Origin of the sequence: Streptomyces sp. NRRL F-5122, assembly GCF_001507435.1 — a bacterium.
Lineage (GTDB): Bacteria > Actinomycetota > Actinomycetes > Streptomycetales > Streptomycetaceae > Streptomyces > Streptomyces lannensis.
On sequence record NZ_LMWH01000183.1, the window covers coordinates 1 to 26,299 of the forward strand.

Consider the following 26,299-nt stretch of genomic DNA (forward strand, 5'->3'; position numbering starts at 1 on the left):
GTCAGCTTGCCCTTGGCATGCTGCGCCTCGGTCGCCTTCTCACTGGGCCCGGCCACAGCCTGCGCACGGATCTCGTGCAGCTCCGCCACCCGCCCGCGCGCATCCGTGGGCTCGCTTCCGGAATCTACAGCCTCGTCCAAAACGGTCATGTAGCGACCTTACGAAGTCCACCAAGCAAAGAGGGCCGTCGACTCCGTACAGTCTCCGGCCCGTTTTCCTGGTACCACTGAACAGATTCCGGGCCGGATGCAGTCGATCTGACTGCTTGGAGGGCCTGAGCGTTGTGGAGATTTCACAAAACGCTCACCCGAGAGCCGGCTCACATTGAGGGATCGCACATGCCATCCCCGGAGTGACACCGAACCCCGAACGGCGGCTCGTCCGGCGCGACCCGGACGGTCGAACCGGCGTTCACGGCGACCGTACCCGGGGTCCACCGACGATCTTCCCAGGATTCATCCGAACGGGTGACGCACCCAGGGGTCCGGCGTACTGTCGCGAATGGGCACACCCACACCGGCCATCCGGCGCGCACACGGTACCCGTCCGCGGGAACCGGCGGACGGGCGGGTCCAGACCCCATCCGACCCGGACGGGATCCGGTCCGGGGTGACCGCGGATCGGTGTACCTGTAAGGTGCCGAACTCCGCGGCTCCGTACGGGATTTCGCCGTCGTGGGCCGAGGCCGGACGCCGACCGTCGGTCGCGCGGCCGGGGTCCGGGCGGGCGGACGCACCGCGGACGGGCCGAGCCGGCGCCCGCGGCGCCGCAGGACGTGACGCCCGCGACACAGGCCGGATGATGTTGAAAGTTGAATGGAATAGGTCTACGGTCATCCATGTTGCCATCGTTGAAGATTGAACATCTTCAGGATCGCTGACCTACCGTCCCCCCAAGGAGCACGTCATGGGCATCTTCGGCCGCAAGAACACCGACACCACCAGCACCCCCGCAGCGGTGAACCCCGACCTCGCCGCGCTGACCGGCACGTACACGGTGGACCCGTCCCACAGCACGATCGGCTTCGTGGCCCGCCACGCCATGGTCACGAACGTCAAGGGCGGCTTCCAGGAGTTCGAAGGCACGCTGAACCTGGACGGCTCGGACCCGTCGAAGTCCACCGCCACGATCGACGTCAAGATGGACAGCATCGAGACGGGCTCCGCGGACCGCGACGGCCACCTGAAGAGCGCCGACTTCTTCAAGACCGACGAGCACCCCGAGATGACGTTCCGCTCCACCAAGGCCGAGGCCCTGGGTGGCGAGGACTACCGGATCACCGGTGACCTCACGATTCTCGGCACGACCAAGCAGATCACCATCGACCTGGAGTTCAACGGCGCCGCCAAGGACCCGTTCGGCAACGAGCGCATCGGCTTCGAAGGCAAGTCGGAGATCGTGCGCTCGGAGTGGGGCCTGACCTGGAACGCCGCTCTCGAGACGGGTGGCGTGCTGGTCTCGGACAAGATCAAGCTGGTCTTCGACATCTCGGCGATCAAGCAGGCGTAACACCCGCCGGCCTCGCCGCGCCCCCTTCCGGACGGCCGGCCCGACGCGCCCGTCCTCCGTCGCCCCGCGACCGGGGGGCGGGCCGTCGGCGTTCGCGGGTGCCCGCCCTCGCACCGCCCCGACTACTGCGGCGCGACCCGGCGGCGTGCACCGGTCGCCGCGCGCCTCTTCGGGACGGGCAGCAGCCACCAGGCCGCGGCCACCGACAACAGCGCACCGACGGCGATGGCCGCCAGCCGGGTGGGCAGCAGGCTTCCGGCGTCCTGGCCGAAGTAACCCAGCAGGAGCGAGAGGGCGGTGGTCATGCCGGCCGCCCAGTACGCGTAGTTGAGCGGGCGCAGCCACAGGGCGACCGCGAGGACCGCGAACATCACCACCACCGAGGCCCGTCCGGTGATCCCGGCCGCCGCCACCGCGGTGGCCAGCAGCGTTCCCCCGGACGCGCCGAGGAACCGCTCGACTCCCTTGCGCAGCACGTCCGTTCGCCCCCGATTGCCGCTTGCCGCCACATACGCGGTCAGCACCAGCCATGGCCAGTGGTGACCGAAGAACAGCCACCCGAGAGCGAAGGCGGCCGCCACCGCTGCGGCCAGCTGGAGGGCCATGCGGGTGCTGGGCCGGGGACGCAGCCGGGAGTCGCGCCGAGGAGGGACCGGGCGGTGCTCCGCGCGCCAGGGGCCGAAGCGGTCCCCCGCCCACTGCACCAGCCAGACACAGCAGCAGGCCAGTACACCGATCACCGCCGACCAGAACCAGCCCGCCGCCCCGCGCTGCGCCTCGGGCGGCAACGCAGGGCCCGGGACGACCAGGAGCGCCACGAGCGGCAGCGTCACCAGGGTGCCGGCCCTGGTCGCCGCGGGACCGTAGCGGCGGATCCAGATGGCCAGGGACAGGCCCGCCGTGAAGACGACGGCGCCGATGGCGTAGTCCTCCGCGATCAGCCGGGCGACGAGCGCGGCCACCGCCGCCGTCGCCGGCAGCAGCGCGAGTGCGGTCAGCCGGCGGCGGGCGTCCGCGGTCCGCTGGGTGGATGCGAGGGTGAGGGTCAGGGCGACCGCCAGGCCGAGGACGTCCGTGTGCAGTCCGGCGGCACCCTCGAGCCGGAGGGCGGCACCCCAGCAGAGCAGCACGGCCGTCATCGTCAGGGCCGCTTCATACGCATTGCGTATCAGTTTGGCGGTCACGCCTCGATGCTACGGCCCGATGGAAGAAGAAAGTAGTTCGAACTGCGTACGATGTCACCCATGGAGCACCTTGCGGAAGCCGCGGCGGTCCGACGCGGCGTCGTGCGACTCGGCCGCCGTCTGCGGCAGGAGCGCGGTGAGGGGAGTCTCAGCCCCAACGAACTGGGCGTGCTCGGGCATCTGAGCCGACACGGGCATGCGACGCCCGGCGAGATCGCCGGGGCCGAGCGGCAGCGGCCGCAGTCGTTGACCCGGGTCTTCGCCGAGCTCGAGGCCGAGGGGCTGATCGCGCGCGAGGCCGGTACCGTCGACCGGCGTCGGTCCGTGCTGAGGCTCACCGAGACCGGCCTCCGTGCGCTGGAGCGGGACATGGCCGACCGGGACGCCTGGCTCGCCGGGGCCCTCGCCTCGCTCGGCGAGACCGAGCGCGGTGTGCTCGTCCTGGCGAGCGCGATCATGGAGCGGCTCGCGCATGGGGACCCGACCGGCGACCGGCCGTGAGCCCCCGGCCGGTTCAGAAGTCTCCGCCCCCGAAGTCCCCGCCGCCGAAGTCCCCCGCCCCGCCGTCGCCGAAGCCGCCGCCGAAATCGCCGGGGTCGAAGTCGGCGCCCGAGACGTCTCCTCCCGTGTAGCCGCCGAAATCGCCGTACCCCGCGCCGTAGTCGGCCGCGTAGGACGGCGTGGCCATCATGCTGCCCAGCAGCGTGCCGACCAGCAGACCGGGCAGGATGCCGCCGCCGAAGTAGCCGCCCGCCCAGGGCCCGTACGCGGGACCCGCGTCCCAGTACGGACGGCGGCCGTACTCCGTCTCCACCTCACGGATCGCGGGATCGCGGCCGTCGGCCAGCCGCGCCCGGTCCGCCGCACAGACCGGGACCTCGCGCGCGGCGCCACCCGCCGGCGTCCAGGTGGCGTCGGCGACGGACGGGCCGTGGCGCGGGTCGAAGAAGCAGGGAGGCCGGCGTTCGGGCAGTGCGCGGCCCTCCCGACGGGCGGCGAGCACCGCCAGCGAGAAGCGGCCGTCCTCGAGCGCCTGGGTGACGCCCTTCACGTCCTCCGGGCGCTGCGCCGCGGCCATGGCCGACTTGGCCCGGTCGTACGCGTTCAGCGCCCGTTCGTAGTCCTCGCGCATCGCGTCGTCCGCGCCCTGCTCGCCTGGATGGAAGTCGAGCCGGTCCAGTTCCTCGCCGAAGGCCGTGATGTCCTCGTCGACCACGACCCGCAGCTTCTCCAGCGCGGCCCGCTGCTCCTCGTCACGGCGGCGCCGGTTGCGCCGCACCAGCGCGTAGGCCCCCGTGGCGCCGGCCACGAGCACCACGGCCACCGTGATCAGCGCGGTGGAGGAGACCCCGCCGTCGCGGGCCGAGCCGCCCCAGGACGACGGGGCACGGCCGCCCACGTTGGCGAGCGCCCGGTCGGTGAAGTCGTCCAGTTGAGCCTTGACGGACTCGCCCTGCACGCTGGTGACCAGGTTCTGCACCGCGGTGCGGGGCAGCACCGAGGAGTCGGCCCGGGCATCGAAGCGGTCGCCGAGGCGGATCGCGTAGAGACCGGTGATGCCGGTGGCCGTACGGAGGTCCGCGAAGAGGTTCTGCGTGGGGTAGCCGGCGGGCAGGACGGCCACGAAGACCGGTTTGCCGGCGTCCTCGATCTTCTTCGCAAGGGCGTCCGCGTCCCGGGCGGACAGCTGTCCGGAGGCCGCCGGATCGATGTAGACCGGTCCCTTGCGCAGCGCCGTGGCGACGGTCGAGACGTCCGTGGCCGCCTCTGCGCGCGGCACACCTCCGTACAGCACCGTCAGGGCCGCCATGAGCAGGGCGACCAGCGGTACGGCGAGCCCTTTGACCAGTACGACCTTCATACTTCGACGCTACCCGAACGTGGCGGAACGGGTCGTCCGGGAGGGGGCGGAGTCCACCGTCCCCTCCCGGTGCGGGTCAGCCGGCCGCCCGGTACGCCTCGGTCAGCTTCGCCACCGCCGCCGCGTACTTCCCGGTCAGCAGCAGATGGTCCGCGTCCGCGAACGGTGCGGCCACCGACGCGGTGAGTGCGGAACCCACCTTCTGCTGGACGAGCAGCCGGGCCTTGGTGACGATGTCGCGGCCCGCCTGCGCGGAGCCCGCCCGTTCGGCCACGGCCGCCGCGACCGCCAGCGCCTTCAGGGTCACCGCGTTCCCTTCGGGGACCCTGGTGAGCGTGGTCAGTCCCCAGCCGTACGGGAACTGCGGGTCGTACGACGCGTCACCGACGTTGATCGGCAGCTGCGACTCCGACTTCGGCCAGGTCACGGGGAGCTGTCCGGTGAACGGGCGCTTGCCGTAGAGCACGTCGGCGACACCGTCGCCCTCGGTGCCCGGCAGCCAGGCGGCGACCAGGGCGTCGATCTCGCCGAGCCGGTCACCGATCAGCTGCGGACGTCCGGAGACGATCAGCACCGCGCACTTCATGGCGCCGCACACCTTGTCCACTGCGGCCTGGTCGGCGGCGGACAGTTGCAGGGAGTGCCCGTTGCCGACGTCGCCGACGCCTTCGGCGTAGGGGGTCTCCCCGACGACGACCACGCCGACGTCGTAGCCGTTGAGCGGTGCCGAGGCGTCCTTGGAGTAGGTGACGTCCCCCCCGGCCCCGCGCATCGCCTGCAGGACGGTCGTTCCCTGTGTGTGGTCACCGGACGCGCCCTGCCAGGTGATGGTCCAGCCGCCGGTCTGGTTGCCGAGGTCGTCGGCGTTGGACCCGGCGACGTACACCTTCTGGCTCTTCTTCAGCGGCAGCACGCCGTTCGCGTTCTTGAGCAGCACCTGGGACTCGGCGGCCGCCTGCCGGGCCACGGCCCGGTGCGCGGCGGAGCCGATCTCGTCGGCGCCGCTGGTGTCGGCGTAGGGGTGCTCGAAGAGGCCGAGCTTGAACTTCTGCGTGAGGATGCGTGCGACCGCGTCGTCGATCCGCTTGCCGCTGACGCGTCCCGCCTTCACCTCGTCGATCAGGGACGTGCTGAAGTCCTTGTACGTGTACGGCACCATCATCATGTCGACACCGGCGTCGACCGCCGTGCCGACGTGGGAGGCGTAGTCGCCCGGGAGCTGGTCGATGGCGTTCCAGTCGCTGATGACGAACCCGTCGAAGCCCATCCGGCCCTTCAGCACGCCGTTGATCATGTCGGCCCGGGCGTGCATCTTCACCGGGCCCTGCCCGTCGCCGAGGACGTCGAGCGACGAGTACGACGGCATGACCGTGCCGATCCCCCGGTCCACCGCGGTCTGGTACGGGGCCAGATGGATGGCCTCGAGCTGCTGCCGGGTGACCTTGGTGACGCCCTGGTCGATGGTGTACGAGCCGGTCGTGGACGAGCCGTACTCCGTGCCGCCGTCGCCGACGAAGTGCTTGGCGGTGGCGAGGACCTTGTCCCCGCGGTCCAGGTCCCGGCCGTCCGCGCGTCCCTGCAGGCCCTGGATCACCGTCTCCATGGAGTCGACGAGCGCCGGGTCCTCACCGAAGGACTCGTAGCTGCGGCCCCACCGCTCGTCGCGCGTGACGCACAGACAGGGCGCGAAGTCCCAGGGGATTCCGGTGGCGCGCACCTCGCTCGCCGTCACCGCCCCCGTCTTCTCCGCGAGTTGCGGGTCCCTCGTGGCACCGATGCCGATGTTGTGCGGCATGATCGTCGCGCCCGCGAGGTTGTTGTGGCCGTGCACCGCGTCGACGCCGTAGATCAGCGGGATCTGGAACCGGGTCGCCTGCGCCCTCAGCTGGAAGGAGTCGATCATCTTCGCCCATGCCTCGGGGGTGTTGGGCGTGGGGGTCGAGCCGCCGCCGGACAGCAGCGAGCCGAGCGCGTACGTCGCGATGTCGCCCTGCGAGGTGAGGCCGGCCCGCTCGGCCTGGGTCATCTGACCGGCCTTCTCCTCCAGGGACATGCGGGAGACCAGGTCGGCGACGCGCTTGCGCACCGGCAGCCTGCTGTCCAGGTAGGGCAGCCCGTGGGCGTCGATGACGACCTCGGGGGTCTCGACGGGCGCCTTGGCGCCGGTGACGGTCAGCTCGAGCGGCACCGTCTCCGCGGACTCGGCGGCCTTGTCCTTGCGGGTGGCGACCTGGACCGTCCGGCTGGTTCCGGAGGCGGCACCGGCGGGGAAGGTGATCGTTCCCTTGACGGGGACGTAGTCCGATCCGGACGCGGCCGTGCCGCCGCCCGCCTCGTAGGCGACGGTGACCGGCTCGTCGATGGGGGCGGAGCCGGTCGTGGCGACGGAGACCTTCACCTGTGCCGTACCGCCCTCGCGGACCGGGTAGACGACGGAGTCCGTGGTGACGGAGGCCCGCAAGGACTGGTCCGCCTTGCCGTACAACTCCACGTCGTCCATGGCGAACTGCCCCTTGACCCCGACGGGGAGGGTGAGGGCGTATCCCCACATCTGGGTGAGGCCGAGGACGTGGTCGATACCGCCGACCGGCTGGTAGTCCGTGCGATAAGTGAAGTCGGTGAACGGGATCTCGATCTGCTTCCAACCGGTGAAGTCGTCGGTGAACGAGGTGGTCCACAGCTCGGAGGCCTCGCCGTTCGCGCCGCCGTCCTTGATCTCGAAAGCGATCTTCTTGCCGTTGTCCTGACCGTCCCACCAGAACCGGATGCCCTTGTGGGCGGACCAGTCGTGGGCCGGCTGATCTGCGGCGAAGTCGTGGGTGAAGCCGCCGTAGCCGCTGATCTCGTAGGTGCCGGTGAGGACCTTGGCGCCCTCGGGGGCGTCCGCGCGATCGCTGAGCTGGAGGGCGGGCGGGTCGTCGGTGTCGCCGCCCCAGGTGAAGATGCCGTCGGCGGGCTGGTTCGCGAACGGCACCTCGCCTTCGAAGCGGTCCACCGGGACGGGTGCCGGTTCGTCCGCGCCGGACGCGGAACCGGCGGCGGTGAGCGGGAGCAGTGCGGTGAGCAGGGTGGCGGAGGCGAGCAGGGCGGTTCTTCGCATGGACCTTCCCCTTGGCTCTCGTGGTCCCGAACGTGAGCTTACGACTTAGATCACGGCGTGAGTTAACTGGTGCACCGGGAAGGCGTCAAGACTTCACACCCGAACAGGTACAGACCTGAGTCCCTTGGGAATCAAGGGCGTTGTTCCTTCGGAAACTGAACGCGCACCCCCTTGACGGCACCCCTTCGCCGTCATTTACTCACGCCTCGCACGCCTCCCATCCCCCACACCCAGAAGGGCGGCGCACCATGAGAAGACCCCTGCGCGCGGTTCATGTGCTCCTGGCCGGACTGCTGACCACGGCCGGGCTCACCGTTGCGGGCACCGCGCCGGCGCATGCCGCCGGGGAGCAGGTCACGGCCTGGCTCACCACGACCGACGACGCCGGCGGCCGCCATGTCGTACGCGGACTGCAGGCCCAGACCCCGTTCGCCTTCCAGTCGGGCACCGGAGGCGGTGGCGAGAACATCACGGTCGACGAGAACACCCGGTACCAGACGTTCACCGGCGGTGGCGCCTCCTTCACGGACACCGCGGCCTGGCTGATGAACAGCAGCGGAGCACTGTCGCAGTCGACCCGTGACGCGACGATGCGGAAGCTGTTCTCCCCGTCGGAGGGCATCGGCCTTTCGTTCCTGCGCAATCCGATGGGCGCCTCCGACCTGGCTCGTTTCGGATACACGTACGACGATGTCCCGGCCGGACAGTCGGACCCGAATCTCACGAAGTTCTCCATCGCGCACGACCTGGCGGACGTGGTGCCGCTGACCAAGCAGGCGCTCCAGCTCAACCCCTCGCTCACGGTGATGGCGAGCCCGTGGACGGCGCCCGCCTGGATGAAGGACAGCGGACAGCTCAACGGGGGCTGGCTGAAGGCGGAGGACTACGGCGCCTACGCCTCCTACTTCGTGAAGTACCTCCAGGGCTACCGCGACCAGGGTGTTCCCGTCTCCTACGTCACGGCCCAGAACGAGCCGACGTGCTGCTCGGGTTACCCGTCGATGAGCTGGAACGCGTCCGGGCTCGCCTACTTCACGAAGAACGAGCTGCTGCCCAAGCTCCAGGCGGCGGGCCTGACGACCAAGGTCCTGGCGCAGGACTGGAACTGGGACACCTACGACGCGTACGCGGCGCAGACGGTGGACGACGCGGCGATCCGCTCGCACCCGAACTTCGGCGGCATCGCCTGGCACGGGTACGGCGGTGACGTCACCAAGCAGACGACCGTGCACAACCAGTACCCGCAACTGGACGCGTTCGGCACGGAGCACTCCGGCGGTACCTGGATCGCCAACCAGCAGCGCGAGGACATGCTCAACGTCGTCGACTACACACGGAACTGGGCGAAGTCGGTGACCAAGTGGTCGCTGGCGGTGGATCAGAACATGGGGCCGCACAACGGAGGTTGCGGTACCTGCACGGGACTGATCACGGTCCACAACGGGGACGGTGCGAGCGGGACGGTCGACTACACGGTCGAGTACTACACGATGGGCCATCTGACAAAGTTCGTCCGGCCGGGCGCGCAGCGCATCGCCTCCACGGCGAGTTCCGCGGTGCCGAACGTGGCCTGGCGGAACCCGGACGGTTCGAAGGCGCTGATCGCCTACAACGACGCGTCCTCGGCGAAGACCGTGACGATCAACTGGGGTTCGCAGCACGCGACGTACTCGCTGCCGGGCAAGACCTCGGCGACGTTCACCTGGTCAGGCACCCAGTCCGGCGGCGGTGACCGGTCCGGGGCGTTCGTGGGGCTCGCGGGCAAGTGCCTGGACGTGGCGGGCGCCTCGTCCACGAACGGGACGGCGGTCCAGCTGTACGACTGCAACGGCACGAGCGCCCAGAACTGGACGGTGCGGAGCGACGGGTCCGTACAGAGCCTGGGGAAGTGCCTGGACGTGGCGGGGGCTTCGACGGCGAACGGCGCGAAGGTCCAGCTGTACGACTGCAACGGCACCGGAGCACAGCAGTGGTCGTACAACTCGGCGACGGGTGACGTGGTGAACGTCGCGGCGAACAAGTGCCTCGATGTGACCGACAACTCGTCGGCGAACGGGGCACGGGCCCAGATCTGGTCGTGCACGGGCGCGGCCAACCAGAAGTGGCATCTGCAGTGACCCAGGCGGGGCCGAGGGGTGCCACCCGCACCCCTCGGTCCCGATCCGGCCCGGCCGGCTACTCGGCCGGCTCCACGCCCGCCCGCAGCAGGCCGTAGGTGTAGGCGTCCTCGAGCGCATGCCACGACGCGGCGATCACGTTGTCCGCCACACCGACCGTGGACCACTCGCCCGTGCCGTCCGACGTGGAGATCAGCACACGGGTGGTGGAGTGGCTGCCGTGCTTGCCCTCCAGGATGCGGACCTTGTAGTCGACCAGGTCCAGCACGGCGAGCTCGGGATAGATCTTCTCCAGGGCGACCCTGAGTGCGCGGTCCAGGGCGTTCACCGGCCCGTTGCCCTCCGCCGTGGCGACGATGCGCTCGCTCTTGGCCCACAGCTTGACCGTGGCCTCGTTGGCGTGGGTGCCGTCGGGGCGGTCCTCCACGATGGCCCGCCACGACTCCGTGCGGAAGTAGCGCAGCGGCCTGCCCGCCACCTCCTCGCGCAGAAGGAGCTCGAAGCTCGCGTCGGCCGCCTCGTACGTGTAGCCCTCGAGCTCGCGTTCCTTGACCCGCTCCACGACCCGGCCGACCAGCTCCCGGTCGCCCCCGAGGTCCACGCCCAGTTCCTTGCCCTTGAGCTCCACCGACGCACGACCCGCCATGTCGGAGACCAGCATCCGCATGGTGTTGCCGACCAGCTCGGGGTCGATGTGCTGGTACAGGTCGGGGTCCACCTTGATGGCGGAGGCGTGCAGGCCCGCCTTGTGCGCGAAGGCCGAGACGCCCACGTAGGGCTGATGCGTGGAAGGCGTGAGGTTGACCACCTCCGCGATCGCGTGCGAGATGCGGGTCATCTCGCGCAGCCTGCCCTCGGGCAGCACCTTCCTGCCGTACTTCAGCTCCAGAGCCGCAACCACCGGGAACAGGTTCGCGTTGCCCACCCGCTCGCCGTACCCGTTGGCCGTGCACTGCACGTGCGTGGCGCCCGCGTCGACCGCGGCGAGGGTGTTCGCGACGGCGCACCCCGTGTCGTCCTGTGCGTGGATGCCGAGCCGGGCCCCGGTGTCCGCCAGGACCGTCGACACCACGGCCTGGACCTGTGCGGGCAGCATCCCTCCGTTGGTGTCGCAGAGGATGACCACGTCCGCGCCCGCCTCCGACGCCGCACGGACCACCGCCTTCGCGTACTCGGGGTTGGCCCGGTAGCCGTCGAAGAAGTGCTCGCAGTCGACGAAGACCCGGCGGCCCTCGGCCCGCAGATGGGAGACCGTGTCGCGGATCATCTCGAGGTTCTCCTCGAGAGTGGTGCGCAGGGCCAGTTCGACGTGCCGGTCGTGCGACTTGGCGACCAGGGTGATCACCGGCGCGCCGGACTCCAGCAACGCCCTGACCTGCGGGTCCTCTGCCGCCTTGCCGCCGGCCCGCCGGGTCGCGCCGAAGGCGACCAGCTGCGCGTGCCGGAACTCGATCTCCTGGCGGGCGCGGGCGAAGAACTCGGTGTCCCGCGGGTTGGCGCCGGGCCAGCCGCCCTCGATGAAGCCCACGCCGAAGTCGTCCAGGTGCCGTGCGATGGCCAGCTTGTCCGCGACGGTGAGGTTGATGCCCTCCCGCTGCGCGCCGTCGCGCAGCGTCGTGTCGAAGACGTGGAACGAGTCGTCGAGCTCGCTGGTTTCCGTCATGGTCTGAAGGCTCCTGTTTTGGATCTCGGTCTACCGGAATGACCGGTTCCACCGTCCCTCCATGGTCCCTCGCGCAGGCTTCCCGGCTGAAGGTGGGCCAGGAAAATGAAAAACCTCTCGCGGGTGCGAGAGGTCTGCGCGCGGGTCGAGGACGACGATGGCCGCCCGTACCTGGTCGTACGTGGCGGTCACTGCGGACCGGCGCGCCTGCTGCCAATAATCATGGCGAACGAGAGCACGAGGGCAGTCTGGCACATTCCGCCCCCGCGCTCACCCGTCGTCTCAGGATGCGGTCGTCAGGGTGGACGTCTCGGACGCCGTCATCCGCGTCAGATCGAGGTCCCGGGTCTCCCGCATGGTGAGGTAGACCACAAGGGACACGGCCGCACAGCCCGCCACGTACCAGTAGAAGCCGGACTCGGCGCCCGCGTTCTTGAACCACAGCGCCACGTACTCCGCCGTGCCGCCGAAGAGCGCGTTGGCGATGGCGTACGGCAGGGCGACCCCCAGGGCGCGGACACCCGTCGGGAACAGCTCCGCCTTCACGCACGCGTTGATCGAGGTGTACCCGGTGACCACGACCAGTGCCAGCAGGGACAGGCCGAGCGCCGGCCAGAAGCTGCCCGCGTTCTTGAGCATCGTCATGATCGGCACGGTCAGGAACGTGGAGCCCACCGCGAAGGTGATCAGCAGGGGGCGGCGCCCGATGCGGTCGGAGAGCCGTCCGGCGAGCGGCTGGAGGCAGGCGAACACGATCAGTGCGGTGAAGGAGACGAGGGTCGCGGTCTCCTTGGACAGGCCCGCCGAGTTCGACAGGTACTTGGTCAGATAGGTGGTGTAGGTGTAGTACGCGACCGTGCCGCCCATGGTCAACGCGATCACCAGGAACGCCTCGCGCTTGTGCCGCCACAGGGCGCGCAGTGTGCCGCGCTCCTCACCGCCGGTCTCGTCGGCCTCGTAGACCTCCGTCTCCAGCATGTTCCGCCGCAGATAGAAGACCACCGCGGCGCCGAGCGCGCCCACCACGAAGGGGATGCGCCAGCCGTAGCTGTGCAGGGCGTCGTCGGACAGCGTGCGCTGCAGGACGATCTGGAGGCCCAGTCCGACGATCTGACCGGCGGTCATCGACACGTACTGGAAGCTGGAGGCGAAACCGCGCCGCTTCGGGTCGGTCGCCTCGGTGAGGTAGGTCGCGCTGGCCGCGTACTCGCCGCCCACCGAGAGGCCCTGCAGCAGGCGGGCGACGAGCAGCACGAGAACGCCGCCGTATCCGGCGACGGCGTATGTCGGTGCGATCGCGATGAGGACCGCCGAGGCGGACATCAGCGTGACCGTGAGGGTCAGCGCGGCCTTGCGCCCTCTGCGGTCACCGACCCGGCCCAGCAGCCAGCCGCCGACCGGCCGCATGAAGAAACCGACGGCGAAGATGCCCGCGGTGTTCATGAGTTGGGCCGTGGGGTTTCCGTCCGGGAAGAACGCCCCGGCGAAGTAGGTGGCGAAGCTGGCGTAGACGAACCAGTCGTACCACTCCACCATGTTGCCGGCCGAGCCGATCCAGATCCTCTTCCAATGCTCTCGTCCCATGGGCCGTAACGTGCCGGGCGTTCGCGGATGCGACAAGAGCGCCTCGGGTTTCGTTCATTGCGTTCACACCGACGGCGGTCCGGATCGCCTCGGCCGACGTACGAAGATGCCCTCCGCTCCATCGGGGTCGCCGGGCACGGGTCGGCGGCGGTCGAGCCGAACAGCGCCGCGCGAACCCCGGCGCCCACGGCGCCCGGCACCGCCAGGGCCCACGAGCGGCCGCGGCCCGTCCGCTCCGGACAGCGGCACAGGACGGGCGCCGCGGCGCGCGGCCACGGCAGGTGCGCCGCTCACCGGTGTACGACCCGGGCGCCTTATCGGCCGTCCGCGCGCGCCGGGTCCCCCAGTGCGTCGTCCAGGAACTCCCGCACATGCCGCAGGACCTGCTCCCGGTCCGTGCCGCGCAGGCCGATCGCCACATGGATGGAGAACCCGTCGAGGAGGGCGCGCAGCCGGGCCGCGAAGCGGTCGGCGTCGACGGGCCGGAACTCGCCTCTCGAGGCCCCCTCGGCCAGCAGGGCCACCAGATCGCGGTGCCAGGCGCCCTCGATGGCGGCCTGCCGGTCGCGGGCGTCGTCGTCCGCGTTCTGCGAGCGGTTCCAGACCTCCAGCCACAGCGTCCAGTGCGGGTCGCGGTGGCCGCCGGGAACGTAGAGGTCGACGTAGGCGTCCAGCCGGTCCCTGGCCGGGGCGTCGCGGCTGAGCAGCCGTCCACGCTCGGCGCCGAGCCGGCCCTCGCTCCATTCCAGGGTGCGCAACAGCAGTTCGTCCTTGGAGCGGAAGTAGTAGAGCAGATGGCCGCTGCTCATGCCGACCTCACGCCCGAGCGCCGCCATGGTGAGCTTCTCCAGACCGCGCTCGGCGATCATCTCCATCGCGGCGGCGAGGACGTCCTCGCGGGGCGGGGCGGCCTGGCGGCTGCGGGTCATCCAGTCCTCTCCTCGTGGTGCGCCACGGCCGGTCGGGCGGCGTCCGGGACGGGCCGGGTCCGGTGTCCGCCCGTGCGGCGGGGCGCCGCTGCGGCGGCCCCGGACTCACGGGGGCCGCGGCGCGGTGCCGCGTGGCGGGCGCTCGCACCGCGGTGGCCGCCGACGCCGAAGACCTCCGGCCGGTGCTCGGAGCCGGCAACAGTCGCCGGTCCGCACCACCGGCCGGCCGCGCCGGGATCGCCGTCCCGGGCGGGAGAGCGGTGCACCACGTCGGGCCGGCGGACCGCCTCGGCAGGCCGCCCCGCACAGGTGGAACTGAGCATCACGTTCACCCGTCCGTTCTACCCGAGGACCGTGCTGGGCTGCTGCTGGGTGATGCAGTGGATCCCGCCCCCGGCAGCGAAGATCGCCCGTGCGTCGACGAGTGTGACGGTGCGCCGTGGAAACAGGCGGCGGAAGACCCCGGCCGCGATCTCGTCGCGCGGGTCGTCGAAGCCGCACAGCACGACACCGCCGTTGCAGAGGTAGTGGTTGATGTAGGAGTAGTCGGCCCAGTGGCCGTCGGCCTCCAGGACCGTCGGGGCCGCCACCTCGACGACCTCCAGGCGGCGGCCCCTGGCGTCGGTGGCGGACTTCAGGATGCCGATGGCCTCCTTCGTCACCTCGTGATCGGGGTGCGCCGGGTCCGGCTGGTGGTGGGCGACCACCACGCCGGGACGGGCGAAGGCGGCGACGATGTCGACATGGCCGAGGGTGCCGTAACCGTACGGCGGGTAGTCGGCGGTGAGGCCGCGCGGCAGCCAGATCGCCCTGCGGGTACCGAGGTGGGCGTGGATCTCCGCCTCCACCCGCTCCTTCGTCCAGTGCGGGTTGCGTTCGGCGCCGAGTTGCACGGTCTCGGTGAGCAGCACCGTGCCCTCCCCGTCCACATGGATCGCGCCGCCCTCGTTGACGAGCTGCGAGGCGTACGTCCGCGCGCCGGCGAGGTCCGACACGAACGCGCCGATCTTCGCGTCGTGCTCCCAGCGGGCCCAGTCCTGAGCCCCCCAGCCGTTGAACGTCCAGTCCACGGCCGCGAGTCGGCCGTTGCCGTCGGTGAGGAAGGTGGGGCCGATGTCACGCATCCAGGCGTCGTCGAGATCGCGTTCGACGATGTCGATGCCCGGACCCAGGAGCGCCCCGGCCTCCGCCGACCGGCCGGGTCCGCACACCACGGTGACCGGTTCGAAGCGGTGGACGGCGCGGGCGACCGCGGCCCAGGCCGCGCGGGAGGCGGCCAGGGCCCCGGGGTCGTCGAAGGTCGGGTTGGGGCCCGGCCACGCCATCCAGGTGCGCTCGTGCGGGGTCCACTCGGCGGGCATACGGAAGCCGTCGGCAGCAGGGGTGCTCATGGCTGGGGTCCTCGCGAAGGTCACAGGAAGTAGAGGCGGTTGAGGGACACCGAGTCGGCGGGCTCGGAACGGATCTGATCGCCGTCGAGGGTCACCAGACCGGACCGCTGGTCGACGTCGATCGACCCGGTACGGGAGTTGAGGCGCAGGTCGGCGGGGCCGATGCCACGGGTGCCGCGGACGGCCACCCGGCGGCGGCGGGTCGGGACCCGGTCGTTGCCCTGGTCTGCTGCGGCCTGCGCGACGAAGGCCACCGAGAGGTCGGCCGCGGTGGCGCCATGGGCACCGAACTGCGGTCCCAGCACGAGGGGTTCGCATGTGTCGGTGGCCGCGTTCGGGTCGCCGACCACGCCGTACGCCGGGAAGCCGGCCTTGAGCACCAGTTGCGGCTTGGCGCCGAAGTACTCCGGCCGCCACAGCACGATGTCGGCCAGCTTGCCGGGCTCGATGGAGCCCACCTCGTGCGAAAGACCGTGCGCGATGGCCGGGTTGATGGTCAGTTTCGCCATGTAGCGCAGGACACGGGCGTTGTCGTCGCCGGGGCCGTCCCCTTCCAGCGGGCCGAGTTCGGCCTTCATCTTTCCCGCCATCGCGAAGGTGCGCCGCACGGTCTCGCCCGCGCGCCCCATGCCCTGTGCGTCGGACGAGGTGATGCCGATGGCGCCCAGGTCGTGCAGCACGTCCTCGGCCCCCATGGTGCCGGCGCGGATGCGATCGCGGGCCATGGCGGCGTCGCCGGGCAGGTCGGTCTTCAGGTCGTGGACGGAGACGATCATGCCGTAGTGCTCGGCGACGGCGTCCCTGCCGAAGGGCAGGGTCGGGTTGGTGGAGGACCCGATGACGTTCGCCACGCCCGCCATCTTCAGGACGTTCGGCACATGCCCGCCGCCGCAGCCCTCGATGTGGAAGGCGTGGATGGTGCGGCCGTCGAGGACCCGGAGCGTGTCCTCGACGGACAGGCACTCGTTCAGGCCGTCGCTGTGCAGGGCCACCTGGACGTCGTGCTCCTCGGCGACTCGCAGGGCCGTGTCGAGGGCGCGGGTGTGGGCGCCCATGTCCTCGTGCACCTTGAAGCCGGAGGCACCGCCCTCGGCCAGCGCCTCGATCAGGGGCGCGCTGTCGGACGACGAACCCCGGCCCAGGAAGCCGATGTTGACGGGCCAGGCGTCGAACGCGTTGAAGGCGTGCCGAAGCGCCCACGGCGAGTTGACGCCGACGCCCCATACCGGGCCGAACTCCTGGCCGATGATCGTGGTCACGCCGGAGGCGAGCGAGGCCTCCATGATGCGCGGTGACAGCAGGTGCACATGGGTGTCGACGGCTCCGGCGGTGGCGATCAGCCCCTCGCCGGACACGATCGACGTCCCCGTGCCGACCACGACGTCGACCCCGTCGAGGGTGTCCGGGTTGCCGGCCCGGCCGATCGCGCAGACACGGCCTTCGCGGATGCCGATCGACACCTTGCGGATCCCCTGCACGGCGTCGATCACGACGACGTTGCTGATGACGACGTCGCAGGTCGCGCGAACGGCGGCGGCCTTGAGGTGCAGACCGTCGCGGGCGGTCTTGCCGAAACCGGCGAGGAATTCGTCGCCGTACTTCTGTGCGTCGGACTCGACACGGATCACCAGACCCGAGTCGCCGAGCCGGAGACGGTCGCCGGCGCGGGGGCCGTGAGTGGCCGCGTACTCGTAGGGGTTCACCGGTCGGCTCCCAGATACCCGCAGGCGGTGGCCCGGCGAAGGGCCTCTTCCTTGGCTCCCGGCGCGTCGAGCGGCCCGTCGACCAGGCCCGCGATACCGATCACCGTCCGGTGGCCTCCGATGGGCACGAGGCCGACCTCGACGCGCTCCCCCGGTCCGAAGCGGACGGACGACCCGGCGGGCACGGCGAGGCGCATTCCGTACGCGTCGGCGCGGGGGAAGTCGAGCCGCGGGTTGGCCTCGAAGAAGTGGAAGTGGGAGGTGACGGACACGGGAACGGTGGCCGTGTTGGTGACGGGGACATGCCTGACCGCCTCCGGCTCGGCGTGCACGGGCCCCGGAAGCAGGGCACCCGGCGCCCCGGCGCCCAGTCCTGCGCCGATGGGGTCGGAGACCACGGCGAGCCGCGACCCGTCGTCGAAGACCGCCTCGACGTGCACCTCGGTGACGACGTCCGCGACGCCCGGCAGCACATCGTCCGGACCGAGCACGGACCGCGCCGCCTCGATGGCCTCGGCGAGGCGCTTCCCGTCCCGGGCGACCTCGCAGACGGTGTCCGCTATCAGCGCGGTGGCCTCCGGCACGTTCAGCCTCAGCCCTCGGGCCCGGCGGGCACGGGCCAGCTCGGCCGCCCCGAACAACAGCAGCCGATCACGTTCCGTGGGGGTGAGTCTCACGAGGCGGCACCTCCTTGCTTCCCAGGCTTTAGAGTGCTGCTCTAAATTTCACCTCACTCTAGATCGTGGAACCGGGGAGCGGAACCCTCCATGACGGTCGGTGTCGGCCACGAGTTTTGAACATTGATCTAAATCACATGCAACAAGAGGCGACCGCGTTCACCGAACGCCGAGAGCCCGCCCGGATGCGGCATCCCGGGCGGGCTCTCGGCGAATTCACGGGCGGCTCAGCCGAGCTGGTGCATCCAGCCGTGCGTGTCCTCACGGGTGCCGCGCTGGAGGTCCAGCAGCGCCTCGCGCAGCTTGACGGTGACCTCGCCCGGCTCGCCGCCGGACTGCTTCCACTCGGCCTCCGCACGCTTGACCGTGCCGACGGGGGTGATGACCGCCGCGGTGCCGCAGGCGAAGACCTCGGTGAGGGTGCCGTTCTCGGAGTCCGCCTGCCACTCGTCGATGGAGACGCGCCGCTCCTCCGCCTCGTAACCGAGGTCACGGGCGACGGTGAGAAGGGAGTCGCGGGTGACCCCCTCCAGGATCGAACCGGTGAGCGACGGGGTGACGATCTTGCTGCCGTAGACGAAGTACAGGTTCATCCCGCCGAGTTCCTCGACCCACGTGTGCTCCACGGCGTCGAGGTAGCAGACCTGGTCGCAGCCCTTGACCGCGGCCTCCGCCTGGGCGAGCAGCGAGGCGGCGTAGTTGCCGCCGGTCTTGGCGTCGCCCATGCCGCCGGGGACGGCGCGGACACGGTCCTCCGACACCCAGATGGAGACCGGCTTGACGCCACCCGCGAAGTAGGCGCCCGCGGGAGAGGCGATCACCAGGAAGAGGTACTCGTTGGCCGGCTTCACACCGAGGCCGACCTCGGTGGCGATCATGAACGGACGCAGATAGAGCGACTCCTCGCCGCCGTGCGCCGGCACCCACGCCTTGTCCTGCTGGACGAGGACGTCGCACGCCTCGATGAAGGTCTCCACCGGCAGCTCGGGCATCGCGAGGCGCCGGGCGGAACGCTGGAACCGGCGGGCGTTCATCTCCGGGCGGAAGGTGGCGACCGAGTTGTCGGGCCGGCGGTACGCCTTGAGGCCCTCGAAGATCTCCTGCGCGTAGTGCAGCACGTTGGTGGCGGGATCGAGGGAGATCGGGGCGTAGGGAACGAGCTGACCGTCGTGCCAGCCCCGCCCCTCGGTCCACCGGATCGTCACCATGTGGTCGGTGAAGTGGCGGCCGAACCCGGGGTTGGCAAGGATGGCCTCCCGCTCCGCGTCGGAGAGCGGGTTGGCGGAGGGCTTCAGCTCGATCGTGGGCGTCGTCATGTGTGGTTGTCCTTCACCGGTTGTGTTGACGGGCCGCGCTCACGCCCCTGCCACCCATGACAGGTGTTCGGACGTCCGAGCATTCCCTCATACCGCGGCTCTTCGTTCGATTATCGCAAGCGCCGAGTCGTGCCCGAAACGGTGTGAATGCGGCCCTTGGGGCAGCCCAGGGGTGGGTCGATGGTGACACCCGGCGAGGGCATGGAAAAGCCGCCGGGCGCAAGGGCGACCCGGCGGCTTCTCTCAGGGAGTGTGAGTGGCGCGGGTCAGCCGGCTACTCGTACGGCGAGCGCGTCGCCGATCTCGTCGGTGGTTCGGGCGGGTGCGCCCACGCGCTCGGCGAGGTCGGCGGAGACGGCCTCCTCGATGCGGGCGGCCTCGGCCTCGTAGCCGAGGTGACGCAGCAGGAGGGCGACCGACAGGACGGTGGCCGACGGGTCGGCCTTGCCCTGGCCCGCGATGTCGGGCGCCGAGCCGTGCACGGGCTCGAACATCGACGGGAACCGGCCGGACGGGTTGATGTTGCCGGAGGCGGCGACCCCGATGCCGCCGGAGATGGCGGCGGCCAGGTCGGTGATGATGTCGCCGAAGAGGTTGTCGGTGACGATCACGTCGAACCGCTCGGGCTGCGTGACGAGGTAGATCGTCGCCGCGTCCACGTGCATGTACTCGGTGGTGACCTCGGGGAACTCCTCGCCCACCTTGTTGAAGATGTCCGTCCACAGGTGGCCGGCGTGCACCAGCACGTTGTTCTTGTGGACCAGGGCCAGCTTCTTGCGGGGGCGTGCCTGCGCGCGGGCGTAGGCGTCGCGCACGACGCGCTCGATCCCGAAGGCGGTGTTGAGCGAGACCTCGGTGGCGACCGCGTGCGGGGTGCCGCCGCGGATGGTGCCGCCGTTGCCCGTGTAGGGACCTTCGGTGCCTTCGCGGACCACCACGAAGTCGATCTCGGGCTGGCCCGCGAGCGGGGTCCCGACACCCGGCAGCAACTTGGAGGGCCGCAGGTTGACATGGTGGTCGAAGGCGAAGCGGAGCTTGAGCAGGAAGCCGCGCTCCAGGACCCCGGAGGGCACCGACGGGTCGCCGATCGCACCGAGCAGGATCGCGTCGTGCTGCTTCAGCTGCTCGAGGTCGGCGTCGGTGAGCGTCTCACCCGTGGCGTGGTAGCGCCGGGCGCCGAAGTCGTACTCCTTGGTCTCCAGCTTCACATCCTGCGGAAGGACGGCGGAGAGGATCTTCAGCCCCTGGGCCACGACCTCCTGGCCGATGCCGTCACCGGGGATCACTGCGAGATTGATGCTGCGAGACATGACCGCACCGTACTCCGTGTCCCATGGAATGACACAGGGCGTCCAGGATGCGGACGGGCCTTTTGCAGTGCTGCACCTTCACCCGTACGGAGGGCGGCCGTTGGAGACGGGCCGGGACGTCGCCCGTCCCTGAATGCCCGGACGCCTTCGGCGTGGCGGGGCGGCAGGACCGCCCATGCGAACGGCACCGAGCGGATCCGCCGCTTCGGGGCGCGGCGCGGCGGGGACAGAAGGTGTCCGGCCGCGCAGCACCCCGCGCGGGTGCGGCTCTCGCCGGGTGATCACCCGGTCCGTGACGGCGGGTGATCCGTGGATGCGGGTCGGCCGCGGCTCAGTGGCCGGTCTCGCCGCCGTTGTCCCGGCGGTCGAGTGCGCGCTGGAGCGCGGCGGCGGCCTTCTTGCGGTCGGACTCGCTCGTACGGGAGACGTGACGGACTCGGCGGCGGGCAGTCGTCTCAGCCATGGGGAATCGACTCCTTCGGGAACCCGGAGGGCGGAAAGGGTGACGAGACTCCCCCACTGCCTAATGGGCGTGGGCGGTGCCCCCAGAGGAGCGGGGAGCGGTGCCGCAGGGGTTGCCTGCACGGGGCCCGGCTCACGACCGCCAGTCGCTCGATCAAGCGAGACGTTCGACTTCTACAAAGCTAAGCGAGGACCGCGCATCTGTCTCCACAATTACTCGGACTTCCTACTATCTGAGACGGCCGATCGGGTCACACACCTCTGACCTGCGCGGACATCGGACACCCGGCTGCCGGTCGCCTTGATGGCGCAGGCCGTCGCCGCGCACCGGACCGGACCGTGGACAAGGAGGGCTCCGCGATCGGCGGTGACCGGGCGTCGGTACGGTTTTCGCCGCGCTCCTCCCCCACGGCTGCCCGAGCCCCGCCGCGTCCTGGAACTGCTCCCGGCCCGCCGGGAGGGAAGCGTCCGCCCACCGCAGCCCGGGCCGCTCGGCCGTCCCGGCGCGGCGTTCCCCGACCACCGCCGTTTCGTCGCGGGCACCGCCGAGGGCGCGGCGCAGACGGCCGGCGTGCCGATGCGCGGGACGCCGGATGGTCGGGACGCCCGCCGGTCGGGACCTGGCGGACGGACCGTCGGGCCCGGCAAGCGCGCCGCACACTGTCCGCGGCGGGGACACGCTCCAGGCCCCGGTCCGGGCCGACGGCGGTTTCGCGGCGCCGGCCCATCGGGCACCCGGGCCGTACGCCCTGCGAAGGCCGGACATGAAGACCGCCCCCGTCCTCGGTGGTCAAAACCCAGGGCGGGGGCGGTGCTCAGTGGGGCGTCAGCCCATGTGCGGGTAGGTGTAGTCCGTCGGCGCGACCAGCGCCTCCTTGATCGCACGGGTCAGCGTCCAGCGCAGCAGGTTCTGCGGCGCGCCCGCCTTGTCGTTGGTACCGGAGGCACGACCGCCGCCGAAGGGCTGCTGGCCCACCACCGCACCGGTCGACTTGTCGTTGATGTAGAAGTTGCCGGCCGCGTAGCGCAGCTTCTCGGCCGTGTAGGCCGCCGCTGCGCGGTCGTTGGCGACGACCGAACCCGTCAGCGCGTAGTCCGAGACCGACTCCATCTGGGCGAGCATCTCGTCGTACTTCTCGTCCTCGTAGACGTGCACCGCGAGGACCGGGCCGAAGTACTCCGTCCGGAAGACCTCGTTCTCCGGGTCGGTGCACACGATGACGGTCGGGCGCACGAAGTAGCCCACCGAGTCGTCGTAGGAGCCGCCCGCGACGATCGTGCAGGTCGGGTCCTCCTTGGCACGGTCGATGGCGGCCTTGTTCTTGGCGAAGGCGCGCTCGTCGATGACGGCGCCGATGAAGTTCGACAGGTCGGTGACGTCGCCCATGGCGAGGTGGTCGACCTCGGCCGCGAACTCCTCCTTGAAGCCGGAGTCCCAGATCGACGCCGGGATGTAGGCCCGGGAGGTCGCCGAGCACTTCTGGCCCTGGTACTCGAAGGAACCGCGGGTCAGCGCCGTCTTCAGGACCGCCCGGTCGGCGCTCGGGTGCGCGACCAGGAAGTCCTTGCCGCCGGTCTCACCGACCAGACGCGGGTAGGAGCGGTACTTCTCGATGTTGTTGCCGACCGTCTTCCACAGGTACTGGAAGGTCTTGGTCGAACCGGTGAAGTGGATGCCGGCGAGGTCGCGGTGCTCGAGGGCGACCTTGGAGACCTCGATGCCGTCACCGGTGACGAGGTTGATGACGCCCTTGGGCAGACCCGCCTCCTCCAGCAGCTGCATCAGCAGCACGGCGGCGTGCGTCTGCGTCGGGGACGGCTTCCAGACCACGACGTTGCCCATCAGCGCGGGCGCGGTGGGCAGGTTGCCCGCGATCGCCGAGAAGTTGAACGGCGTGATCGCGTAGACGAAGCCCTCGAGCGGGCGGTGGTCGAGGCGGTTCCAGACGCCCGGCGAGTTGGCCGGGGGCTGCTCGGCCAGGATCTGCCGGGCGTAGTGGACGTTGAAGCGCCAGAAGTCGACGAGCTCGCACGGGCTGTCGATCTCCGCCTGCTGGGCCGTCTTCGACTGGCCGAGCATGGTGGAGGCCGCGATCGTCTCGCGCCACGGCCCGGCCAGGAGCTCGGCGGCGCGCAGGATGATCGCCGCGCGGTCGTCGAAGGACAGCGCGCGCCAGGCGGGCGCGGCGGCGAGGGCCGCGTCGATGGCGTCCTGGGCGTCCTGCTGGGTGGCGTTGTGCAGCGTGCCGATGACGGCCTTGTGGTTGTGCGGCTGGACGACCTGGAAGGCCTCGCCGCCGCCCATCCGCCTCTCGCCGCCGATGGTCATCGGCAGGTCGATCGGGTTCTCGGCCAGCTCCTTGAGCTTGGCCTCCAGGCGAGCGCGCTCGGGCGAGCCGGGGGCATAGCCGTGCACCGGCTCGTTGACGGGGGTGGGGACCTGGGTCACAGCGTCCATGAGATCCGTAACTCCTTGATGTGAGCGGGTGTTTCGGGCTCAGCCCTTGCTGACCATCGAGCGGACGAAGAAGCGCAGGTTCGCCGGCTTCTCGGCGAGGCGGCGCATGAAGTAGCCGTACCAGTCGGTGCCGTAGGCGGTGTACACCCGCATCCGATGGCCCTCGGCCGCCAGCCGCAGGTGCTCGTCGCTGCGGATGCCGTACAGCATCTGGAACTCGTACTCGTCGAGCTTTCGCCCGGAGCGCCGGGCGAGCTCCTGCGCGATGGAGATCAGCCGCGGGTCGTGGGAACCGATCATCGGGTATCCCTCGCCCTCCATGAGGGTCCTCATGACACGGACATAGGCCTTGTCGATCTCGGCCTTCTGCTGGTAGGCGACCGACGCGGGCTCCTTGTACGCCCCCTTCACGATACGCACCCGGCTGCCGCTCGCGGCGAGGCGGCGGGCGTCCTCCTCGGTGCGGTAGAGGTAGGCCTGGATCACGCAGCCGGTCTGCGGGAAGTCCTTCCGCAGCTCCTCGTGGATGGCGAACATCGAGTCGAGGGTGGTGTGGTCCTCGGCGTCCAGCGTGACCGTGGTACCGATCGCGGCGGCGGCCTCGACGACCGGGCGGACGTTGGCGAGGGCCAGTTCGTGGCCGTTCTCCAGCGCCTGGCCGAACATCGAGAGCTTGATGGACATCTCTGCCCTGGTGCCGAGCTCCAGGTTCCCGAGGCGCTCGATCAGTCGCAGGTACGCGTCCCGCGCGGCCGTGGCCTGCTCCGGGGTCGTGATGTCCTCGCCGACGACGTCCATGGTGAGCTCGAGTCCCCGGCCGGTGAGGTCCTCGATGATCGGGACGACCGCGTCGACGGTCTCGCCGGGGATGAAGCGGTCGACGACCTGCTTGGTCACCGGGGCCGCCGAGATCAGACGGCGCATCCGGTCGCTGCGCGACGCGGCGAGAATCACGGGACCCAGCACGGGGCACCTCCACAAGGGCAACAGGAGGCCGAATCCCGACCATTCGGGTACGGCACGGAGAACCACCGTGAAACCTAAGGATCCCTTCGATCGTCTGCCATCGACAGCTGTCACGCATCCGTGCCCTGGATCTCAGACATCTGTATGAGGGGGATGGGAAAATGCGGGAGAATGCCCGTGTGGCGGATGTTTTCAAGTCAGGCCGCGGCGACTACCAGGAGCTCGTCGACGAGATCTCGGCGCTGCTCGGGGCCCCCGCGACCCTGGAGAACCGGGACTTCGAGCTGATCGCCTTCGCCGCGTACGACAGCGACGGCGAGTTCGACGAGGCGGACCTCGACCCGGTCCGCACCCGCTCGATCCTCACCCGACGCTCCACGGCGGCGGTGCGCAGATGGTTCGAGGGATTCGGCATCGCCCGTGCCACCGGTCCGGTGCGCATCCCTCCCACCCCGGAGGCGGGCGTCTACCGGGGAAGGATCTGTCTGCCGGTACGCCATCGGAGTGTCGTCCTCGGCTACGTGTGGCTGCTGGCCGACGAGCCGGGTCCGTCGGAGGCGCAGCTGTCCGCGGCGATGGAGGTCGCGGCGCGCATCGGCGACCTGCTCGCGGACGAGGCGCAGGCGGGCGCGGACCTGACGCGTGAACTGCGCGCGGTCCTGATCGCCGAGCGCGGCTGGCAGCAGGACATGGCGGTGGCGGAACTGCGCACGGCGCTCGGCGCACGGGCCGAGGGGCTGCACACGCTGGTCTGCATCGACCCCTGGCCCTCGGCGGACCCGGACGACGCCCCTTCGGTGCGTACGATCCCGGCCGCGACCGCGCTGTGCACGGTCCCGCGGCGCGGCCGCGGCACCCGTACTCCCATCGCGGGGCAGAGCCTGGCGCTGCTGGTGCGGCTGCGCTCGGCCGACGTGCCGGCACCGGCCCTGACGGCGGCCGTACGGCTGCTGCGCGAGGCGAAGGGACCGCACGGCACCGGGCCGGCCGCGGCCGGCGTGGCCGACGCGCGCCACGGTCTCACCGAACTGGGCATCGCCTGGCAGGAGGCATCCGGGGCGGCCCGTGCGGCGCTGGCCGAGCCGCGCCTCGGACCCGTCGCCCAGTGGGCGTCCATCGGCCCCTACCGACTGCTGACGTCGCTTCCGCCGGAGGCGGCCCACGACACGGCCGTACGCGTGCTGCTGACCCCGGCACACCGTGAACTGGCCCGCACCGCCGAGGTGTTCCTGGACTGTGCGGGCCAGGCGGGCCGCACCGCGGCGGCCCTGGGCATCCACCGCCAGACGCTGTACTACCGGCTGTCCCGCGTCGAGCAGCTCACCGGCCTGGACCTGGACGACGGCGAGGACCGCCTGCTGCTGCACATGGCGCTGAAGGGCGCACGCCTCTAGGAGGCCTCGGGCGCGTTTCTGCTTGCCTCGATCACCCGCCGCAGCCCCTCGGTGAGCTGGTCCGCGTCGGTGGCCGATTCCGGATCGAAGACCCACTGCACCATGAGCCCCTGAAGGAGCGTCTGGTAGAGGCGGCCCTCCGTCTGCACGGTCTCCTCGTCGAGCTCGGCCTCCGGGACGTCGTTGAACAGGGGTACGAGTCCCGAGAGCGCCTGCTTCTGCGCGTCCCCGAGCATCCGGCGCACCTCGGACAGCCGGTCGCCCTGAAGGACGAGCTCGAAGCTCAGCAGCCAGATGGCCCGGGACCCGGGCAGGGCGCGGATGACGTTCGCCCACACCTCCCGGAAGCGCTCCAGGGAGCCGGGCGGCGCGGTCGCCGCGGCCGCGGCCTCCTCCCTGCCCGGCTCGAAGCGGTCCCCCGTCTCCTCCACCAGGGCCACGTACGCCTGCACCAGCAGCGCGTCCTTCGAGCCGTAGTGGTAGCCGATGGACGCCAGGTTCGTCTTCGACTCCTTAACGATGTCGCGCGCCGTCGTGCGCAGGAAGCCCTTCTCCAGCAGGCAGCGCTTGGCGCCCTCGAGCAGATCCTCACGGTGTCCCATGCCGTCACTCTACTGCGGATCCATACAGCCGTCCTATACGGATGACCTATACAATCGTTCTAGACAAGCGTTT

19 protein-coding genes are annotated in these 26,299 nt (G+C 70.6%); 4 read left to right on the top strand and 15 right to left on the bottom strand.

Going from position 1 to position 26,299, the window contains the following annotated elements:
• Nucleotides 1-906 precede the first annotated feature (906 nt).
• Complete coding sequence (locus ADL25_RS18800) at nt 907-1,509, top strand: YceI family protein (protein WP_059128920.1); 603 nt, start codon at nt 907-909, stop codon at nt 1,507-1,509.
• 122 nt (nt 1,510-1,631) lie between these two features.
• Here ADL25_RS18800 and ADL25_RS18805 read toward each other — a convergent pair whose 3' ends face one another.
• A complete protein-coding gene (locus ADL25_RS18805; protein WP_059128921.1) occupies nt 1,632-2,693 on the bottom strand; it encodes an FUSC family protein in 1,062 nt (353 codons plus the stop codon).
• Nucleotides 2,694-2,753: 60 nt separating this feature from the next.
• Here ADL25_RS18805 and ADL25_RS18810 point away from each other — a divergent pair, with 60 nt between their 5' ends.
• Entirely contained in the window at nt 2,754-3,194 is a 441-nt protein-coding gene (locus ADL25_RS18810; protein WP_059128922.1) for a MarR family winged helix-turn-helix transcriptional regulator, read from the top strand.
• Nucleotides 3,195-3,207: 13 nt separating this feature from the next.
• Here ADL25_RS18810 and ADL25_RS18815 read toward each other — a convergent pair whose 3' ends face one another.
• Both ADL25_RS18815 and ADL25_RS18820 read right to left on the bottom strand, forming a co-directional pair.
• Nucleotides 3,208-4,554 (bottom strand): hypothetical protein, encoded by a 1,347-nt coding sequence (locus tag ADL25_RS18815; protein WP_059128923.1) that lies wholly within the window; start codon nt 4,552-4,554, stop codon nt 3,208-3,210.
• A 76-nt stretch (nt 4,555-4,630) separates the two neighbouring features.
• A complete protein-coding gene (locus ADL25_RS18820; RefSeq protein ID WP_059128924.1) occupies nt 4,631-7,654 on the bottom strand; it encodes a glycoside hydrolase family 3 protein in 3,024 nt (1,007 codons plus the stop codon).
• A gap of 248 nt (nt 7,655-7,902) precedes the next feature.
• On the opposite strand from ADL25_RS18820, the gene ADL25_RS18825 reads away from it, so the two are divergent.
• Nucleotides 7,903-9,771, top strand: coding sequence for a ricin-type beta-trefoil lectin domain protein (locus ADL25_RS18825; protein WP_059128925.1), 1,869 nt, complete (start codon nt 7,903-7,905; stop codon nt 9,769-9,771).
• Nucleotides 9,772-9,829: 58 nt separating this feature from the next.
• On the opposite strand, the gene cimA is transcribed toward ADL25_RS18825, so the two are convergent.
• The 11 genes from cimA to ADL25_RS18875 all read right to left on the bottom strand — a co-directional run bounded on the left by cimA (nt 9,830) and on the right by ADL25_RS18875 (nt 24,230).
• Nucleotides 9,830-11,434, bottom strand: a complete 1,605-nt coding sequence (gene cimA / locus ADL25_RS18830) for a citramalate synthase (RefSeq protein WP_059128926.1) — start codon at nt 11,432-11,434, stop codon at nt 9,830-9,832.
• Nucleotides 11,435-11,716: 282 nt separating this feature from the next.
• On the bottom strand, nt 11,717-13,018 hold the full coding sequence (locus tag ADL25_RS18835) for an MFS transporter (protein WP_059128927.1): 1,302 nt from the start codon (nt 13,016-13,018) through the stop codon (nt 11,717-11,719).
• Nucleotides 13,019-13,332: 314 nt separating this feature from the next.
• Nucleotides 13,333-13,947 carry a TetR/AcrR family transcriptional regulator gene (locus tag ADL25_RS18840; RefSeq protein WP_059128928.1) on the bottom strand — a complete coding sequence of 205 codons (615 nt, stop codon included), beginning with the start codon at nt 13,945-13,947 and terminating at the stop codon, nt 13,333-13,335.
• Between the two features lie 341 nt (nt 13,948-14,288).
• The gene (locus ADL25_RS18845) at nt 14,289-15,338 is read right to left on the bottom strand and encodes an agmatine deiminase family protein (RefSeq protein ID WP_059128929.1); all 1,050 of its coding nucleotides are present in this window, start codon (nt 15,336-15,338) and stop codon (nt 14,289-14,291) included.
• A 20-nt stretch (nt 15,339-15,358) separates the two neighbouring features.
• Nucleotides 15,359-17,041: an urease subunit alpha gene (locus ADL25_RS18850; protein WP_059128930.1), complete on the bottom strand. Its 1,683-nt coding sequence runs from the start codon at nt 17,039-17,041 to the stop codon at nt 15,359-15,361.
• Nucleotides 17,038-17,718, bottom strand: a complete 681-nt coding sequence (gene ureA, locus ADL25_RS18855) for an urease subunit gamma (protein ID WP_059128931.1) — start codon at nt 17,716-17,718, stop codon at nt 17,038-17,040. The genes ADL25_RS18850 and ureA overlap by 4 nt, the downstream gene beginning before the upstream one ends.
• A 227-nt stretch (nt 17,719-17,945) precedes the next feature.
• Nucleotides 17,946-19,034, bottom strand: coding sequence for a branched-chain amino acid aminotransferase (locus ADL25_RS18860; protein ID WP_059128932.1), 1,089 nt, complete (start codon nt 19,032-19,034; stop codon nt 17,946-17,948).
• 266 nt (nt 19,035-19,300) lie between these two features.
• Nucleotides 19,301-20,344 (bottom strand): 3-isopropylmalate dehydrogenase, encoded by a 1,044-nt coding sequence (locus ADL25_RS18865; protein ID WP_059128933.1) that lies wholly within the window; start codon nt 20,342-20,344, stop codon nt 19,301-19,303.
• A gap of 331 nt (nt 20,345-20,675) precedes the next feature.
• Nucleotides 20,676-20,807 (bottom strand): hypothetical protein, encoded by a 132-nt coding sequence (locus ADL25_RS51560; RefSeq protein WP_107116645.1) that lies wholly within the window; start codon nt 20,805-20,807, stop codon nt 20,676-20,678.
• Nucleotides 20,808-21,632: 825 nt separating this feature from the next.
• Nucleotides 21,633-23,264 carry an L-glutamate gamma-semialdehyde dehydrogenase gene (gene pruA, locus ADL25_RS18870; RefSeq protein WP_059128934.1) on the bottom strand — a complete coding sequence of 544 codons (1,632 nt, stop codon included), beginning with the start codon at nt 23,262-23,264 and terminating at the stop codon, nt 21,633-21,635.
• Between the two features lie 39 nt (nt 23,265-23,303).
• Entirely contained in the window at nt 23,304-24,230 is a 927-nt protein-coding gene (locus ADL25_RS18875; RefSeq protein WP_059128935.1) for a proline dehydrogenase family protein, read from the bottom strand.
• A gap of 161 nt (nt 24,231-24,391) precedes the next feature.
• On the opposite strand from ADL25_RS18875, the gene ADL25_RS18880 reads away from it, so the two are divergent.
• A complete protein-coding gene (locus ADL25_RS18880) occupies nt 24,392-25,624 on the top strand; it encodes a PucR family transcriptional regulator (RefSeq protein WP_059128936.1) in 1,233 nt (410 codons plus the stop codon).
• On the opposite strand, the gene ADL25_RS18885 is transcribed toward ADL25_RS18880, so the two are convergent.
• Nucleotides 25,621-26,226 (bottom strand): TetR/AcrR family transcriptional regulator, encoded by a 606-nt coding sequence (locus ADL25_RS18885; RefSeq protein ID WP_059128937.1) that lies wholly within the window; start codon nt 26,224-26,226, stop codon nt 25,621-25,623. The two genes, ADL25_RS18880 and ADL25_RS18885, sit on opposite strands and share 4 nt — an antisense overlap.
• Nucleotides 26,227-26,299 lie beyond the last annotated feature (73 nt).

Bases quoted from the DNA above. Each gene is read 5' to 3' on its own strand.
- ADL25_RS18865 (WP_059128933.1), bottom strand. From the start codon at position 20,344: ATGTCTCGCAGCATCAATCTCGCAGTGATCCCCGGTGACGGCATCGGC.
- ADL25_RS18820 (WP_059128924.1), bottom strand. From the start codon at position 7,654: ATGCGAAGAACCGCCCTGCTCGCCTCCGCCACCCTGCTCACCGCACTG.
- ADL25_RS18860 (WP_059128932.1), bottom strand. From the start codon at position 19,034: ATGACGACGCCCACGATCGAGCTGAAGCCCTCCGCCAACCCGCTCTCC.
- ADL25_RS18825 (WP_059128925.1), top strand. From the start codon at position 7,903: ATGAGAAGACCCCTGCGCGCGGTTCATGTGCTCCTGGCCGGACTGCTG.
- ADL25_RS18810 (WP_059128922.1), top strand. From the start codon at position 2,754: ATGGAGCACCTTGCGGAAGCCGCGGCGGTCCGACGCGGCGTCGTGCGA.
- ADL25_RS18885 (WP_059128937.1), bottom strand. From the start codon at position 26,226: ATGGGACACCGTGAGGATCTGCTCGAGGGCGCCAAGCGCTGCCTGCTG.
- ADL25_RS18815 (WP_059128923.1), bottom strand. From the start codon at position 4,554: ATGAAGGTCGTACTGGTCAAAGGGCTCGCCGTACCGCTGGTCGCCCTG.
- ADL25_RS51560 (WP_107116645.1), bottom strand. From the start codon at position 20,807: ATGGCTGAGACGACTGCCCGCCGCCGAGTCCGTCACGTCTCCCGTACG.
- ADL25_RS18845 (WP_059128929.1), bottom strand. From the start codon at position 15,338: ATGAGCACCCCTGCTGCCGACGGCTTCCGTATGCCCGCCGAGTGGACC.
- ADL25_RS18840 (WP_059128928.1), bottom strand. From the start codon at position 13,947: ATGACCCGCAGCCGCCAGGCCGCCCCGCCCCGCGAGGACGTCCTCGCC.
- pruA (WP_059128934.1), bottom strand. From the start codon at position 23,264: ATGGACGCTGTGACCCAGGTCCCCACCCCCGTCAACGAGCCGGTGCAC.
- ADL25_RS18880 (WP_059128936.1), top strand. From the start codon at position 24,392: ATGCGGGAGAATGCCCGTGTGGCGGATGTTTTCAAGTCAGGCCGCGGC.
- ADL25_RS18835 (WP_059128927.1), bottom strand. From the start codon at position 13,018: ATGGGACGAGAGCATTGGAAGAGGATCTGGATCGGCTCGGCCGGCAAC.
- cimA (WP_059128926.1), bottom strand. From the start codon at position 11,434: ATGACGGAAACCAGCGAGCTCGACGACTCGTTCCACGTCTTCGACACG.
- ADL25_RS18800 (WP_059128920.1), top strand. From the start codon at position 907: ATGGGCATCTTCGGCCGCAAGAACACCGACACCACCAGCACCCCCGCA.